Source organism: Cellvibrio sp. ATLC23 (genome assembly GCF_057196725.1).
The window spans coordinates 23,180-37,583 of record NZ_JBXUOS010000008.1; the positions used below are offsets into that span (position 1 = coordinate 23,180).

The window sequence follows — 14,404 nt, forward strand, 5'->3', positions numbered from 1 at the left end:
GTATTGTTCAAGATGTCCAAAGGTAAAGATTTAAATTTTTTTGGTGTTATTGATCCAGATGCAAGCCAATCACGTAGATTGGCCGCTTTTTCTTGAATCTTGCTTTATAATCGCCGCCTTTTTATCCAGTCAGCACTCGCTGCATCCTGTCAGGCGCAATTCCCCATGCATATTGTTGTTAAAGTATTTTCCGAAATCATCATTAAAAGCCCCCCCGTACGGAAGCGTTTTATCAAACAATTGCGCGATAATTTGCGCCTGCTGTTGCGCAATGTGGGCGTGGATATCGATGTGCAACGCGATTGGGAAAAAATCGAAATTCGCTGCCCCAATGTCGATACCAGCACCGCCGCACAAATTGCGGAAGTTCTGGCACACACTCCCGGCATCGCCAACTTTTCGGTGCTGCATGACTACCCACTAGGTGACCTCGACGCGATTTTTCAGCAAACCTTAACCCATTGGCGCGACGCCCTTGCCGGTAAAACGTTTTGCGTGCGTGTTAAACGTGTGGGTAAACACCCCTACAGTTCAGTTGAGGTAGAGCGATACGTCGGCGGTGGTTTACTGCAACACTCAGCGGCCAAAGGTGTCGACCTGCATAAACCCGATGTCACCGTGTACCTCGAGATTAAAGATGAGCGTCTGTGGGTGCTTACCAGTAAAACCCAGGGCATGTGCGGCTATCCACTGGGTGCACAAGATCCGGTACTGTCGTTAATTTCGGGCGGTTTTGACTCCACTGTCTCCACCTACTTGTGTATCAAACGCGGCCTGCGCGCGCACTACTGCTTTTTTAATCTGGGCGGGCGCGCCCATGAAATCGGCGTAAAAGAAGTCGCCTATTACTTGTGGAATAAATACGGCGCATCCCACCGCGTTAAATTTGTCACAGTGCCGTTTGAAGATGTAGTGCGCGAAATTTTAGAAAAGGTGGATAACCCCTACATGGGCGTTACGCTCAAACGCATGATGCTGCGCGCTGCGGAAAAAGTGGCGGAGTCGCTAGAGATTCCTGCACTGGTCACCGGTGAAAGTGTCGCCCAGGTATCCAGCCAGACCCTCGTCAACTTAAATGCCATCGATCGCGCCATCGACATGCTGGTGCTGCGCCCGCTCGCCACTATGGACAAGGGCGATATCATCGACCTTTCGCGCAAAATCGGCACCGAGAGTTTTGCTGCGAGCATGCCGGAATACTGCGGCGTAATCTCGGTGAACCCGACCACCCGCGCAAAAATGCACAAGGTGGAACACGAAGAAAGCAAATTCGATATGGCGATATTAGAGCGCGCGATTGCCGAGCGCCGCGCGCAAAATATCGATGAAATTGTCGATGAACTGGATGCGGATTTATCCGTGCCGGTGGTGGGCGAAGTCAATGCGCCCGATGTGATTATCGATATTCGCCACCCGGATGAGCAGGAAGCCAATCCGCTAAAAGTGAGCGGCGTGGAAGTGCGCACCATTCCGTTCTACTCGCTCAACCACAACTTCGCCAATCTGGATATGAGCCGCCAGTATTATCTCTACTGCCAAAAAGGGGTGATGAGCCAATTGCATGCGGCCAATTTGAAAGATGCGGGTAAGCTGAATGTCGGCGTTTATCGCCCAGAGCCCAAAAGCGCCTGCGCTATTTAATGAGCGGTTCGCTACTGGATTCAAAAAAGGAAAGGCTGGTTGAATTTGATTACCTGCGCGGTCTGGCAATTGCCCTGATCGTGCTGGGGCATTCTATTTTTTTGTCGGAAAAAGGTTTTCCTTTACTGCTAGAGAATGTGTTGCGCGGCGGCACCGGTCTGTTTGTGTTTATCTCCGGTTTTTTCTTTCATCGCGTGTTTTATCAAGGCTTTGAGTACCGCCACTTCATGGACAAAAAACTGCGCTTGGTATTGGTGCCGTTTCTTGCTATTTCATTGATTGGCTTGGGGTTTCGTATTGTCGGCTGGGCGCAGGACGGCCACGGCATAGACATATTATTGCTCAACAGCTGGTACACGCTGCGCAACGGATTTGTGCTCTATCCCCACTGGTATGTGCCGTTTATCCTGCTGACCTTTGCCTGCTCGCCGTTGCACCTGCGCTATATACGCGCTGGCTTCGCGTGGCAAATCTTTTGGTTGCTGCTATTTACGCTGATCGCACTGCTTATCCACCGCCCCGATTCCAATATTAACCAACTGCAATCACTGGTGTATTTCACGCCTTACTATTTATTAGGCATTCTCTGTTCGCGTTACAGCCAGTGTCTTTTAACCTGGCAGATGCCTGTATTGATACTGGGCTTATTGCTATGGCTCGCGGCTGCATTCATCCAAACCTATGTGGATGTGCATGTGGGCAACTACCACAAGCACGCATTTGTCTGGGCGGGAATTGATTGGCAGCTGCTGCAAACCCTAGGTTTTTGTTTGTGGTTATTAGTAGTGTGCCGCTATTTACCGCCAGGGCGAGGCTCACAGCATTTGCGCCTGCTGGCAGACAACAGCTTCCCCATCTTTTTTGTCCATCCGCTGCTATCGATTCTGGTGGAAAATGTTATTCGTATTTCGGTGCAGTCGGGCTGGTCGATTCCACAGGGTGCTTGGCCCGCTTTATGGATCAGCAGTCTGATCTTTGTCTTCCAACTCTACGGCAGCCTGCTGGTGGTTTTGCTCCTGCGCCGCTACTGGGGCGAGAAAAGTCGCTGGGTGATTGGGTAGGGCGCTATACCCAGTTTTCCACTCGCAACCCCTCCACCCTGACAAACTCGTTTTCGTTATTGGTGACCAAAATCCAATCGCGGGCGCGGGCATGGGCGGCAAGCCATAAATCATTGTTGCCAATCATCTGCCCTGATTTTTGTAAACTCGCGCGAATTTCCCCGTAATGTTCGGCGACGCCATCTGATAGCACCTCGATATTCATCAAGCTGGCCAGCTCATCGATTACTGCCATGGCTCGCGCTTTCGACTGACTTTTCTCGGCGCCGAAACGCAGCTCACCCAGAGTAATCACCGACATAGCCAATTCATTGGCAGCATGTTGTGCGAAGCGCTCGCGTACCGGAAGGGGGTTATATTTGGCGATGTAAATACAGATATTGGTATCAAGCAGATAACGTGTAGCCATAAAAAATCCTGTTAAAAGCCTTCCCGTTCCTGAGGCGGCAGATCTTCCCGCTCTTGCCCCATAACATCGCCTGGCAGGCGGGTAAGCGCATCAAAAATCGCCCCGGCATTGGGGGTAACCGCACGCAGGATAATTTCGTCGCCACGGCGAAAGATTTCAACCTGATCTACATCAAAACGATATTCTTTAGGCAACCTTACGGCCTGGCTATTACCGGATTGAAAAACACGAGCAAGCGTCATAGCTATATCCTCCATAGCGTAGCTACATTAAGTATATACGTGAAGTATTTACACTAACAGCTTAAATTTTCGCCAATTGAATCGCCACAAGCATATCCGTGTCACGCCTTCATAGGTATAATGCGCGCCTTTTTACGCTTCCCCATTTGCCTTAGCTAGGCACACACCCAAGAGAAATCCCACAGTGACAGATCAATCAGCAATCGAAAAACTGCGCAATATCGCCATTATCGCCCACGTTGACCACGGTAAAACCTCTATGGTTGACCAGTTGTTGCGTCAATCCGGCACCCTCGACCGTCGCGATGAAAGCGCCGACCTGATCATGGATAGCAATGACCAAGAGCGCGAGCGCGGCATTACTATTCTGGCCAAAAATACCGCGATTAAATGGAACGATTACCGCATCAACATCGTAGACACCCCTGGACACGCCGATTTCGGCGGTGAAGTAGAGCGTGTGTTGTCGATGGTTGACTCAGTATTGCTGATCGTTGACGCCGTTGGTGGCCCCATGCCACAAACCCGTTTTGTAACATCCAAGGCGTTTGAACAAGGTTTGAACCCGATTGTGGTTATCAACAAAATTGACCGCCCAGGCGCGCGCCCTGAGTGGGTTGTTGATCAAGTATTTGATTTGTTTGACCGTTTGGGCGCAACTGAAGAGCAACTCGACTTCCCAATTATTTATGCCTCTGCGTTAAACGGTGTTGCCGGTCTGGCTGCAGACGACATCGCCGAAGACATGACGCCGCTGTTCCAGATGATTGTGGATAAAGTAAAACCGCCACAAGTTGATCTCAATGGCCCCTTCCAGATGCAAATTTCCGCACTGGATTACAGCAGCTATGTGGGTGTTATCGGGATTGGCCGTATCACTCGCGGCAGCCTGTCACCCAATCAACAAGTCATCGTTGTTGACCATCAGGGCAACACCCGTAAGGCCAAAGTACTGCAGGTGATGGGTTACCACGGTTTGCAACGTATTGAGACCGACATTGCCTATGCCGGTGACATCGTGTGTATCACCGGTGTCGATAAACTCGGTATTTCTGACACCCTATGCTCACCGGAATGTGTCGAGGCATTGCCAGCGCTTTCTATTGACGAGCCAACCGTAAGCATGACCTTCCAGGTAAACGATTCACCGTTTGCCGGAAAAGAAGGCAAGTACGTGACCAGCCGCAATATCAAAGACCGCTTGGATCAAGAGCTGATTGCCAACGTGGCACTGCGTGTACAGCAAGGTGAAACACCGGATAAATTTATCGTTTCCGGTCGCGGTGAATTGCACTTGTCAGTACTGATCGAAAATATGCGCCGCGAAGGATACGAGCTGGGTGTTTCACGCCCTGAAGTAGTACAAAAAATCGTTGATGGCGTAATCCACGAGCCGTTCGAGCAAGTGGTGATCGATGTTGAAGAAGCGCATCAAGGTAAAGTGATGGAAGAGCTCGGCCTGCGCAAAGGTGAGCTGAACAACATGGAGCCGGATGGCAAAGGCCGTATCAAGCTTGAGTTCTTGTGTCCATCACGCGGCTTGATCGGTTTCCGTGGTCAGTTCCTGACTATGACCTCAGGTTCCGGCATCATGACCAGTATTTTTGATCACTACGGCCCGGTAAAAGAAGGCGAAGTAGCCAAGCGTCAAAACGGCGTATTGATCTCTATGGTGAAAGGCAAAACTCTCGCATATGGTCTGCATCCTTTACAAGAGCGTGGCCGTTTGTTCTACGGCGCTGGTGTTGAAATTTATGAAGGTCAAGTGGTGGGTATTCACTCACGCAATAATGACTTGGTAGTAAACCCAACCAAAGCCAAACAATTAACCAACGTGCGTGCTTCCGGTACCGACGATGCGCTGACCCTGTCACCGCCAATCCGTCACACTCTGGAGCAGGCGCTGGAATTTATTGAAGATGACGAGTTGGTAGAAGTAACGCCTCTCAGCATCCGCGTGCGTAAAAAACTGCTCACCGAAAACGAGCGTAAGCGCGGCAAAAAAGCCTAACGATCATTAACCGCAAGGTGCAATCGTTAAGCCAAAATCCCCAAAGTGAAAACGATGGGGATTTTTTTCGACTGGTGTATTCACGCTCAAGGTGTTTCGGTGGAAGTTTTCACGACTGTCTGAGACATGGATGTCGAAGGTAAGCCTCCATGGATGGATTCACGGCGTGTCGTGAAAGCTTCCGCTGAAACACCCATGCAACAAAGTAGTTTTGCCATGGATATCTATTTTATTGTTGCTCTACTAACACTCGGCGCCTTTACCGGATTCTTTGCCGGGCTATTGGGCATTGGCGGCGGCGGCATTATGGTGCCCGCACTCACCATGTTATTTGTGCAGCAGCAATTTCCCGCTGAGCATATTGTGCATATGGCATTAGCAACCTCGATGACGGCGATTGTGCCTACAGCGATTGCAAGCTTGCGCGCTCACCACCAACATCAGGCCGTGATTTGGCCGGTAGTGATAAAAATTGCGCCGGGTATTTTGCTCGGCACCTTTGCCGGTACTTTTTTGGCGAGCTATTTATCGGCCAAACCGCTGGCGATTTTCTTCTCCTGTTTTATGGCGCTGGTTGCACTGCAAATGGCACTCAACCGCAAACCGAAGCCATCACACCAATTGCCCGGCGCTCTGGGTATGAGCTCGGTTGGCACCGGAATAGGGGGTATATCGGCACTGGTAGCGATTGGTGGCGGGACATTAACGGTGCCCTTTTTGGTCTGGTGCAATATTCGTTTACCAATTGCGATTGGCACATCGGCAGCGGTGGGTTTACCTATCGCCCTCGCTGGCGCAGCGGGTTATGCCGTGAATGGTTGGGGTATTAGCAATTTGCCCAATTACACACTCGGTTATATTTTCTGGCCAGCAGTTTTGGCAATGGCGGCAATGAGTTTTATCACTGCGCCGCTAGGCGCAAAACTAGCGCACCGTTTACCCATCGCACTGCTGAAAAAAATATTTGCGCTGCTGTTAATTGGGCTTTCCGTGCACATGCTTGTAACCGTATTTGGCAACTAATTGGATAAACTTGCATGAGCATCACCCAGTCCATAGTTGCAGCACTCAAAAAAAATCTTGTGCCCGGTTTGGTACTGCAATTATTTGCCCTGAGTATTTTTGTTATTTATTTTTTTGTGCCTGCCGCCAAACCTGTATTTAGTTGGTTTGGTTTATTAAAAAAACACTATGGCTTTGCCTACTCATTTATCGCCACCGCTTTGTTTGGTGGACTTATACCCTTTTTATATTTGTGGCTAAGCAATAGTCTTGCGCCCCACCGCAATATGCCAGGCCTGCTGATTTTTTATATTCTCTTTTGGGGATTAAAGGGCATGGAGGTCGATTTATTCTATCGCCTGCAAGCAGACTGGTTTGGCACTGGTAACGATGCAAAAACCATCATCACCAAAATGGCAGCCGATCAATTTATTTACAGCGCACTCTGGGCTGCACCGGGCATCACCATTATTTATCTATGGATGGAGTCCAACTGGAATATTGCTGAATGCAGAAGGGCGATGGACAAAAGATTTTTCTGCGTAAAAATTCCAACCGTTGTGTTATCTAACTGGCTGGTTTGGATTCCAGCGGTATCTGTGGTGTATGCAATGCCAGCAGAATTGCAGATACCGCTATTTAATTTAGTATTGTGTTTTTGGGTGTTGTTGTTGGCGGTACTAAACAAACGCTAACGACCAAACCTCTTATACAGAAGCTTGGGAGCAGACTTTACTCTTCACCAATTGCACTAGCGCCTCGATATGATCGGCACGATCATTCAGTGCGGGAATATAATCGTACTTTTCACCGCCCGCCTCAATAAATGTATGGCGATTTTCCACCGCCAACTCCTCCAGAGTCTCCAAACAATCTGCGCTAAATGCAGGTGATAAAATCGCAATATTTTTAATGCCCTCTGCGGGTAAACTTTTTAGCGTTTCATCGGTATAAGGTTTTAACCATTCCGCATAACCAAAACGCGATTGAAAGCACGCCATGTAATCGTCTTTATTCAAACCCAATTTTTCAGCGACCAAACGTGTAGTTTTAATGCACAGGCAGTAGTAGGGATCACCCAATTCAAGATTGCGTTTTGGCGTGCCGTGATAAGAGAAAATAATTTTTTGTGGTTTGCCATTTTTTTCAATATGTTCGCGCACTGAATTGGCGAGCGCATCGATATACAAAGGTTGATCGCAATAGTTATTGATAAAATGTAATTCTGGGACCCAACGCCATATCGATAATTCTTTTGCCACAGCATCAAAACTGGAGCCGGTAGTTGAAGCTGCGTACTGGGGATAGAGCGGCAGTACAATAATTTTACGCACACCTTCACTTTGCAATTCGCGCAACGCACTCGCAATAGACGGATTGCCGTAACGCATCCCGAGTTTTACGCTAAAACCATCGCCCAACTGCGCCTGTATAGCCTGCTGCTGTTGTTTACTGATCACCAGTAACGGCGAACCTTCGCTAGTCCACACCGACTGATAAAGTTTGGCCGATTTCTTCGGGCGCACCCGTAAAATAATGCCGTGCAAAATAAACATCCACGCCAAGCGCGGAATTTCAATCACGCGCGGATCGGATAAAAATTCCCGCAGGTAACGACGCAGTGCCGATGCATTAGGTGCGTCCGGAGTACCGAGATTAGTGAGCAACACACCGACTTTTGCAGCGGGCCTGTTAGCAGAATGAAACACCGGATCAACATCATAATTAAGCGCGCGAAATTGATTCATCTAATGGCTCCGGGGGAAATACAATCAGTGGTAAGCGGGCACAACATACTCGCTCAAGCGATGAAAATCCAGCAGCGGAAAAAAATGATCGCAATCAGGATCGCCAGCGTAAATATTGCTCGAATCAGGTTATCCCGTAAATTGAGAATAGCACCATGGCATTGCCCCAACCCACGCATCGCGCTCAGCTCTATTACGATGGCCGCTGCCCACTCTGCAGTCGGGAGATGGCTTTTTTACGCCGATATAAAAATGCAGGATTAACGCTGGTTGATATTCATCAGTTACTGCAGCTAAGTGACGCAGAGCCAGCGCAAATGCTGCGCAACCTGCACCTTCAAATGCCAGACGGGAGTTGGCACCTTGGCGTTGACGCTAACGTAATGGCTTGGTCGTTTACGCCCATAGGTTTTTTATGGAAGCCGCTGCGCTGGAAGATTTGGTCTAGCTTTGTTGATCGCATCTACCAACGCTGGGCAGAGCGCCGCTATTGTCGTACTTACGCCTCCCATTTGTTGCAAGGAGTTAAATAATGAATGTAAATAGCCGCGCACTGATTTTCAGTTACAGCGATTGTGTGCATTATCTGGCTGGAATTACTCATGAGCCGGAGGGACAGAGCGATCTTGCACAGCTGCTTAAAGATTCTGCAGGAAAACTGCGTAAGTTTCCGAGCCTCTATCGCGCCCAACTTGCATTAAAAGAAATTGGGTTTAATCAATGCTGGCTGGTAATGCAGTCACCTTATGATGAAATGATCGGCGGTGATACAGCGCAAAAAACCGAACTGCCCATGCCGCTAGCTGCACTTGATTGATACTCGCTATGCTTTTAAAAAATCGCCACTGGTAATTAATTCAAATCCTTGAACTGGGTGCTGATAAACATAAACCCAAACCGACATGACCGCGCCAGCATCCGTGCTTAGGTTTATGTTTTTGCGTTGGTATTCCTGCATAGGTAATGATGGGTAAGTACACTCTTCATAAATATCCAGATTCACCAGCTGCCCTGCTGATACCCGGTATATTTCACCCACCACTGTACCGGCTGCGTTGTCCAGCACTAATGCGGGATAATAGCTAACGCGATACAAATTGCCCCTTACTTTTGCATTACCAATAAATTCAGCTCCCGCCAAATAAGTTTGATGCGCGCCCGTCGCACAGGCGCGGCGCAAAGTGCCGTAGACAAAAACATAATCGTTCTGCATAAATTGTTGGGGGTAGTAAACGGTCCCCCCCCTGACATTTTTATTGCGGTGATAATTGATAAATTTTGGCTTTGCTTTCGTCGGTCACTAAATAGACCAAACCATCCGGCCCCTGCACCACATGGCGCAAACGCTGACCCAGCTCTTTGCTCAGTAAGCGTTCTTCTGCGGTAATTTTTTCACCGTCCACAACCAAGCGCACAAATGTTTTATCTTTCAAGCTGGTGAGCAGAATATTATTTTTCCACTGCGGAAATTTATCACCGGTATAAAAAATAAATCCGGCTGTGGCAATCGATGGTACCCATTTGTAATTGGGTTGTTCCATACCTTCTTTGTGTATACCTTCACCAATTTTTCCGCCGCCATAATTTTCGCCATAGGTAATTACTGGCCAGCCATAGTTTTTTGCCGCGCGATCAATATTTAATTCATCGCCGCCCTGCGGCCCGTGCTCACCGGTCCACAATTCTTTAGTGATCGGATTAATCGCAGCGCCTTGCATATTGCGGTGCCCATACGACCAAATCTCTGGCAGCGCGCCCGGTGTTTTTACGAAAGGGTTATCCTTAGGAATTGAACTATCGGCATTAATGCGCACCACTTTACCTTGATGGTTATCGAGCGTTTGCGCCTTGTCTTTTTCGCTATAGCGATCACCCAATGTAATAAACAGCGTGCCGTCTGGCGCCCATACCAAACGCGAACCAAAATGCGCGCTCGAATTTATTTTCGGTTGCTGACTAAATACACGGGTTACATTTTCCAGCTGGTTGCCATTGAGAGTGGCAAAACTGACTGCCGTACTATTGCCGCCTTTACCCGGCTCAGAGTAACTGAAATAGATTTTTTTGCTTGATGCAAAATCCGGCGCGAGCACTACATCAAGCAAGCCCCCCTGACCCTGCGCATAGATATCGGGCAAGCCGGTAAGTGGTTTTCCCACTTTTCCGTCTGCACGTACTATACGCATACGGCCACGGCGCTCGGTAACCAGCATGCTGCCATCGGGCAAAAAGGCCATACCCCAAATATTTTCCAAGCCTTCGGCGATGGTTTTTACCTGAATTTTTCCCGTTTCCGTTGTTACTGAAAGCGTTTTGGCGCTCACGATAGGGGCGATTGCGACAATACACAGAACGAGACTGAGCGTGCGAAGTTTCATAAAATTCTCCTAAGAAGTGCACTCAGATTAACAAGGCGGTGGGGCAAGGGCAATTTAAGGTTTGTTAAGCGAATTAACATTGTTATTGCTCGGTTGCATCGGGTTCCTGCGCACATTTTTCTTTCATCAACTGCAAAAAATGTTTAAGACTTTTAGTCTCACCGGTTTCGAATTTTTCATCGGTCACAACAATCGCTTGAATGCGATCCAACCTGAAGGTGCGATAGTCATCGCGTAGATGACACCAGGCGACCAGCGTCCACACCTTGCCCCAAAAAATCATGCCGAGCGGTTCAATGGTGCGCGAGCTGTGCTGTTCATCGGCGCGCACATAATCGATCGCCACCCGCTGGCGCAAACGTATTGCCTCGCGCATCGGCTGGCTGTGTGCGGTGTAGTACTTTTGTACCTCTTCCATGTTAGGCACTAGCAGCGGCAGGCTTTCATCGCTGTGGCGCAAATGGTCGGGCAGCACAGCAAGAATTTTTTGGATCGCCTGATTGGCGTGAATCGCCATATCCGTATCGCCCCAGCTGCTGACCATACGCGCGCCCAGCAACAAGGCCTCCACCTCTTCGCGGTCAAACATCAGCGGCGGCAACTGATAGCGGTGGGAGAGGCGATAACCCACACCCGCTTCACCTTCAATCGGCACACCAGACAAACTGAGTGATTGGATATCGCGGTAGATGGTGCGCTCAGAGACACGCAGGTGCTCGCTCATTTGTTTTGCGGTAAGCACAGTGCGGCGATTGCGCAACAGGGTGGTGAGCTGAAAAAGGCGTTCGGCGCGATGCATATAAAGTCTCGGGATGGGCTATTGGCTTACAAAAAGGATGCGCTATGCTAGCCGGCGCAACTGACAGTTTATGTCAGCAAGTGTGCAGATGTTAACCGGGATCCAGTTGAAAGCCTTATTAGGGTGCAATCGCAACGCTAATTTGTGCCGCAGATTCGGTTTTACCCGCTAATTTCGACCGCACCCACAAGTTGCTGTGCTACCTTTAGTGGGCGCGACCCCCGCACATATCTTTCAGTGATTGACCCGAACAAGGCGAGTTTATGCAGATCTTTTATCCCGAGATAAAACCCTATCAGCGTCACCAAATTGCCGTAGAGCCTCCCCACGAATTGTATGTCGATGAATCCGGCAACCCCGATGGCATCCCCGTATTGTTTGTACACGGCGGCCCCGGCGCGGGTTGCGGTAAATATGATCGCCGTTTTTTCGACCCGGAAGTCTATCGCATCGTCCTGTTCGATCAACGCGGTGCCGGTCGCTCGCGCCCCCACGCAGAATTGCAAAACAACAGTACGCAAAAATTGGTGGAAGATATAGAAGTTATCCGCACCAGCCTTGGTATCGATAAATGGGTACTATTTGGCGGCTCTTGGGGTTCGACTCTCAGCCTCGTATACGCGCAAACCTATCCAGAGCGAGTTATGGGTTTGATTTTGCGCGGCATCTTTTTATGTCGTCGCGAAGACTTGCTGTGGTTTTATCAGGAAGGTGCCAGCCGCTTGTTTCCCGACTACTGGGATGACTTTAAAGCGCAGATTCCCGAAGCAGAACGCGGCGACATGATCGCAGCCTACTATCGCCAGCTCACCGGCGAAAACCAAATTCAACAAATGACTGCCGCTAAAACATGGTCGGGCTGGGAAGGGCGCACCGCAACGCTCAAGCATTGTCAGGATGTCGTCGATTCTTTCACCGAACCGCACCGCGCCCTGTCATTAGCGCGTATTGAAGCGCACTATTTTATGAATAATGCATTTTTGGAACCCAACCAAATTTTGCGCGACGCCCATAAACTTGCCGATATTCCCGGCACCATAGTGCATGGCCGTTACGATGTGATCTGCCCGCTCGATAACGCCTACGCGCTGCACAAAGCTTGGCCGGGCTCCAAATTGCAGATTATCCGCGAGGCGGGTCACGCCTCTCGCGAGCCAGGCATAGTGGATGCGCTGATCCGCGCAACCGACGAGTTAGCGCAAAAATTACTGCATACCAGTGGCGATCAATTAGCCTGATGCCAGCGAATAAGCAGTCAATAACGGAGCCAAATGGCTCCGTTTTATTTTGCAGTAAAGAGTTCGATGCTATGATTCAACTCGCAGGCGCAAGATCTGCCGCTGTGTAAACCAGCGAGAATAACCACATTACTGACGATCAGGCTGATCACAACAATTAATAGAATGCCGTACAGCCGCAGCGGAGCAGTGAACTATGTATGACGTTATTTTTAACACTCACGATGTAGTCTTATTAATGACTGCCTATCAGTGCATCCTGTTTGCACTTCTGTTGCTCACCATTAAACGCGACAAATATATTCGCAATGTGTTTCTCGCCTTTTTCTTGCTGCAACACGCGGCCATCCCGCTCGATATTTTAATCAGCTTCGGTGCCGCATTTCGTCATATCGCTATTGAATGGTCGCCTGATTTATTTTACGTATTTGGTTTTGGCTATTGGCTGGAAGGGCCATTATTACTTTGGTATACCCGCTCGCTGATTTACAAAGATTATCACCTGCGGATAAAAGACATTATTTATTTACTGCCGTTTATTGCCTATGCAGGCTATCAGCTGATTTTTTATTACAGCCTCGATGTGGGCGACAAAAAAACAATTCAGGAACAATACGATTTAGCTGTTGCGCCGCAAATCATGAATTATGTCACCCTGTTCCGCGAATTGTTTCGCGTGGCCTTAGGTGTTATTTGCCTGATCGAAATCAAACGTTACACCCAACATATACGCACCAATTTTTCTGATATCGACAAAATCGATTTAACCTGGTTAAAAATTCTGGTACTTGGATTCTTGGCAATTCGCTTTTGGGCCGTATTAGTTGCGGTGATGATTATATTGTCCATCAGTTTTGGCATAAGCACTAATTTTGAAATTATGGGCCTAGCGGGCAATTACATTACCTTTTTATTGGTGAGCATTCTTATCTTTTTTGGTTTAGGGCACTCCAGTGTTTTTGAAGGGTTAGAGTTGCGTTCACCACAAGAACCCGAGCCCTCCAAAGATGAGCAGGAACCTGAAGAACAAAAAGATAAGATAAAACCGGAAATGATCGAGCAACTCTCGCGCCATATGGAGACAGAAAAACCTTATCTAACACCAGCCTTAACTCTGGATAAACTTGCCAGCCAACTGCGCTTGCAACCGCGCCTGCTCTCCAACATTATCAACCGCCATTTTGAATGTAATTTTTTCGAATTTATTAATTCTTATCGTGTTGAAGAAGCCAAGCGCATGCTCGCGGACCAACAATACGCCGATAAAAATATGCTCGATATAATGCTCGATGTCGGTTTTAACAGCAAAGCTACGTTCAACACCTTATTCAAGAAAAAAGCAGGCATGACCCCGAGCGAATACCGCAAATCAGTCAAACCGGTTAACTAACTACTAATATCAGGCTTATTTATGTTGGGTTTAATTCAGCGCGTCAAACAGGCATCCGTTAAGGTCGAGGGAAAAGTTACCGGAGAGATAGAGCAAGGCATTTTATTACTGCTCGGCATTCAAAAAAATGACAGCGAAGAAACCGCCAACAAACTGATCGACAAAATCCTCGCTTATCGGATCTTTTCGGATGAACACAACAAGATGAATTGCAATGTGCAACAGATCGACGGTGGTGTTCTAGTCGTATCCCAATTCACCCTCGCCGCCGACACCAAAAAAGGCCTACGCCCCAGCTTCTCTTCCGCCGCACCACCCGCCCAAGCCGAAGCTCTATACAATTATTTTGTGGCGCAGATGCGCAGCAAACACCCTCAGATCGCAACCGGAATTTTTGCAGCGGATATGCAAGTGAGCTTAATTAATGATGGACCGGTGACGTTTATGTTGGAGATGGAGTAATATTAATTCTCACATATAGCGAA

General features: G+C 48.6%; 16 protein-coding genes. 10 read left to right on the forward strand and 6 right to left on the reverse strand.

The features are described 5' to 3' along the window. The first annotated feature begins 165 nt into the window (after positions 1 to 165). Both thiI and AC2CG4_RS13445 read left to right on the forward strand, forming a co-directional pair. Positions 166 to 1,641 (forward strand): tRNA uracil 4-sulfurtransferase ThiI, encoded by a 1,476-nt coding sequence (gene thiI, locus AC2CG4_RS13440; protein ID WP_484486747.1) that lies wholly within the window; start codon positions 166 to 168, stop codon positions 1,639 to 1,641. Then, on the forward strand, positions 1,641 to 2,702 hold the full coding sequence (locus tag AC2CG4_RS13445) for an acyltransferase family protein (protein WP_484486748.1): 1,062 nt from the start codon (positions 1,641 to 1,643) through the stop codon (positions 2,700 to 2,702). Before thiI ends, AC2CG4_RS13445 begins: the two co-directional genes overlap by 1 nt. Before the next feature lie 4 nt (positions 2,703 to 2,706). Here AC2CG4_RS13445 and vapC read toward each other — a convergent pair whose 3' ends face one another. Both vapC and AC2CG4_RS13455 read right to left on the reverse strand, forming a co-directional pair. Next, the gene (gene vapC / locus AC2CG4_RS13450; RefSeq protein WP_484486749.1) at positions 2,707 to 3,111 is read right to left on the reverse strand and encodes a type II toxin-antitoxin system tRNA(fMet)-specific endonuclease VapC; all 405 of its coding nucleotides are present in this window, start codon (positions 3,109 to 3,111) and stop codon (positions 2,707 to 2,709) included. Positions 3,112 to 3,122: 11 nt separating this feature from the next. Next, on the reverse strand, positions 3,123 to 3,353 hold the full coding sequence (locus AC2CG4_RS13455; protein WP_484486750.1) for an antitoxin: 231 nt from the start codon (positions 3,351 to 3,353) through the stop codon (positions 3,123 to 3,125). 184 nt (positions 3,354 to 3,537) lie between these two features. Between AC2CG4_RS13455 and typA the strand changes: the two genes are divergently transcribed. From typA to AC2CG4_RS13470, 3 genes are all read left to right on the forward strand, one after another. Then, positions 3,538 to 5,364, forward strand: a complete 1,827-nt coding sequence (gene typA / locus AC2CG4_RS13460) for a translational GTPase TypA (protein WP_484486751.1) — start codon at positions 3,538 to 3,540, stop codon at positions 5,362 to 5,364. 153 nt (positions 5,365 to 5,517) lie between these two features. After that, the gene (locus tag AC2CG4_RS13465; RefSeq protein WP_484486752.1) at positions 5,518 to 6,387 is read left to right on the forward strand and encodes a sulfite exporter TauE/SafE family protein; all 870 of its coding nucleotides are present in this window, start codon (positions 5,518 to 5,520) and stop codon (positions 6,385 to 6,387) included. 14 nt (positions 6,388 to 6,401) lie between these two features. Then, positions 6,402 to 7,061, forward strand: a complete 660-nt coding sequence (locus tag AC2CG4_RS13470; protein WP_484486753.1) for a hypothetical protein — start codon at positions 6,402 to 6,404, stop codon at positions 7,059 to 7,061. 12 nt (positions 7,062 to 7,073) lie between these two features. On the opposite strand, the gene hemH is transcribed toward AC2CG4_RS13470, so the two are convergent. Then, on the reverse strand, positions 7,074 to 8,114 hold the full coding sequence (hemH, locus tag AC2CG4_RS13475; RefSeq protein ID WP_484486754.1) for a ferrochelatase: 1,041 nt from the start codon (positions 8,112 to 8,114) through the stop codon (positions 7,074 to 7,076). Between the two features lie 155 nt (positions 8,115 to 8,269). Between hemH and AC2CG4_RS13480 the strand changes: the two genes are divergently transcribed. Both AC2CG4_RS13480 and AC2CG4_RS13485 read left to right on the forward strand, forming a co-directional pair. Continuing rightward, positions 8,270 to 8,647 carry a thiol-disulfide oxidoreductase DCC family protein gene (locus AC2CG4_RS13480; RefSeq protein ID WP_484486755.1) on the forward strand — a complete coding sequence of 126 codons (378 nt, stop codon included), beginning with the start codon at positions 8,270 to 8,272 and terminating at the stop codon, positions 8,645 to 8,647. Then, positions 8,647 to 8,931, forward strand: coding sequence for a DUF6482 family protein (locus AC2CG4_RS13485; protein WP_484486756.1), 285 nt, complete (start codon positions 8,647 to 8,649; stop codon positions 8,929 to 8,931). The genes AC2CG4_RS13480 and AC2CG4_RS13485 overlap by 1 nt, the downstream gene beginning before the upstream one ends. A 6-nt stretch (positions 8,932 to 8,937) precedes the next feature. Here AC2CG4_RS13485 and AC2CG4_RS13490 read toward each other — a convergent pair whose 3' ends face one another. The 3 genes from AC2CG4_RS13490 to AC2CG4_RS13500 all read right to left on the reverse strand — a co-directional run bounded on the left by AC2CG4_RS13490 (position 8,938) and on the right by AC2CG4_RS13500 (position 11,291). Further along, positions 8,938 to 9,327, reverse strand: a complete 390-nt coding sequence (locus tag AC2CG4_RS13490; RefSeq protein ID WP_484486757.1) for a gamma-glutamylcyclotransferase family protein — start codon at positions 9,325 to 9,327, stop codon at positions 8,938 to 8,940. A gap of 40 nt (positions 9,328 to 9,367) precedes the next feature. After that, positions 9,368 to 10,492: a PQQ-dependent sugar dehydrogenase gene (locus AC2CG4_RS13495; RefSeq protein ID WP_484486758.1), complete on the reverse strand. Its 1,125-nt coding sequence runs from the start codon at positions 10,490 to 10,492 to the stop codon at positions 9,368 to 9,370. Positions 10,493 to 10,574: 82 nt separating this feature from the next. After that, a complete protein-coding gene (locus tag AC2CG4_RS13500; RefSeq protein ID WP_484486759.1) occupies positions 10,575 to 11,291 on the reverse strand; it encodes a helix-turn-helix transcriptional regulator in 717 nt (238 codons plus the stop codon). Positions 11,292 to 11,554: 263 nt separating this feature from the next. On the opposite strand from AC2CG4_RS13500, the gene pip reads away from it, so the two are divergent. The 3 genes from pip (at position 11,555) to dtd (ending at position 14,381) form a co-directional block, all read left to right on the forward strand. Further along, positions 11,555 to 12,529 carry a prolyl aminopeptidase gene (gene pip, locus AC2CG4_RS13505; protein ID WP_484486760.1) on the forward strand — a complete coding sequence of 325 codons (975 nt, stop codon included), beginning with the start codon at positions 11,555 to 11,557 and terminating at the stop codon, positions 12,527 to 12,529. Between the two features lie 196 nt (positions 12,530 to 12,725). Further along, a complete protein-coding gene (locus AC2CG4_RS13510) occupies positions 12,726 to 13,919 on the forward strand; it encodes a helix-turn-helix domain-containing protein (protein WP_484486761.1) in 1,194 nt (397 codons plus the stop codon). Between the two features lie 21 nt (positions 13,920 to 13,940). After that, positions 13,941 to 14,381, forward strand: coding sequence for a D-aminoacyl-tRNA deacylase (gene dtd, locus AC2CG4_RS13515; protein WP_484486762.1), 441 nt, complete (start codon positions 13,941 to 13,943; stop codon positions 14,379 to 14,381). Positions 14,382 to 14,404: the final 23 nt, after the last annotated feature.

What these genes read in the sequence shown, in the direction of transcription:
- AC2CG4_RS13490 (WP_484486757.1), bottom strand. Translation starts at nt 9,327, where the DNA reads ATGCAGAACGATTATGTTTTTGTCTACGGCACTTTGCGCCGCGCCTGT.
- AC2CG4_RS13445 (WP_484486748.1), top strand. Translation starts at nt 1,641, where the DNA reads ATGAGCGGTTCGCTACTGGATTCAAAAAAGGAAAGGCTGGTTGAATTT.
- thiI (WP_484486747.1), top strand. Translation starts at nt 166, where the DNA reads ATGCATATTGTTGTTAAAGTATTTTCCGAAATCATCATTAAAAGCCCC.
- AC2CG4_RS13500 (WP_484486759.1), bottom strand. Translation starts at nt 11,291, where the DNA reads ATGCATCGCGCCGAACGCCTTTTTCAGCTCACCACCCTGTTGCGCAAT.
- vapC (WP_484486749.1), bottom strand. Translation starts at nt 3,111, where the DNA reads ATGGCTACACGTTATCTGCTTGATACCAATATCTGTATTTACATCGCC.
- AC2CG4_RS13495 (WP_484486758.1), bottom strand. Translation starts at nt 10,492, where the DNA reads ATGAAACTTCGCACGCTCAGTCTCGTTCTGTGTATTGTCGCAATCGCC.
- AC2CG4_RS13510 (WP_484486761.1), top strand. Translation starts at nt 12,726, where the DNA reads ATGTATGACGTTATTTTTAACACTCACGATGTAGTCTTATTAATGACT.
- AC2CG4_RS13455 (WP_484486750.1), bottom strand. Translation starts at nt 3,353, where the DNA reads ATGACGCTTGCTCGTGTTTTTCAATCCGGTAATAGCCAGGCCGTAAGG.
- AC2CG4_RS13480 (WP_484486755.1), top strand. Translation starts at nt 8,270, where the DNA reads ATGGCATTGCCCCAACCCACGCATCGCGCTCAGCTCTATTACGATGGC.
- dtd (WP_484486762.1), top strand. Translation starts at nt 13,941, where the DNA reads ATGTTGGGTTTAATTCAGCGCGTCAAACAGGCATCCGTTAAGGTCGAG.
- AC2CG4_RS13465 (WP_484486752.1), top strand. Translation starts at nt 5,518, where the DNA reads ATGGATTCACGGCGTGTCGTGAAAGCTTCCGCTGAAACACCCATGCAA.
- pip (WP_484486760.1), top strand. Translation starts at nt 11,555, where the DNA reads ATGCAGATCTTTTATCCCGAGATAAAACCCTATCAGCGTCACCAAATT.
- AC2CG4_RS13470 (WP_484486753.1), top strand. Translation starts at nt 6,402, where the DNA reads ATGAGCATCACCCAGTCCATAGTTGCAGCACTCAAAAAAAATCTTGTG.
- hemH (WP_484486754.1), bottom strand. Translation starts at nt 8,114, where the DNA reads ATGAATCAATTTCGCGCGCTTAATTATGATGTTGATCCGGTGTTTCAT.
- AC2CG4_RS13485 (WP_484486756.1), top strand. Translation starts at nt 8,647, where the DNA reads ATGAATGTAAATAGCCGCGCACTGATTTTCAGTTACAGCGATTGTGTG.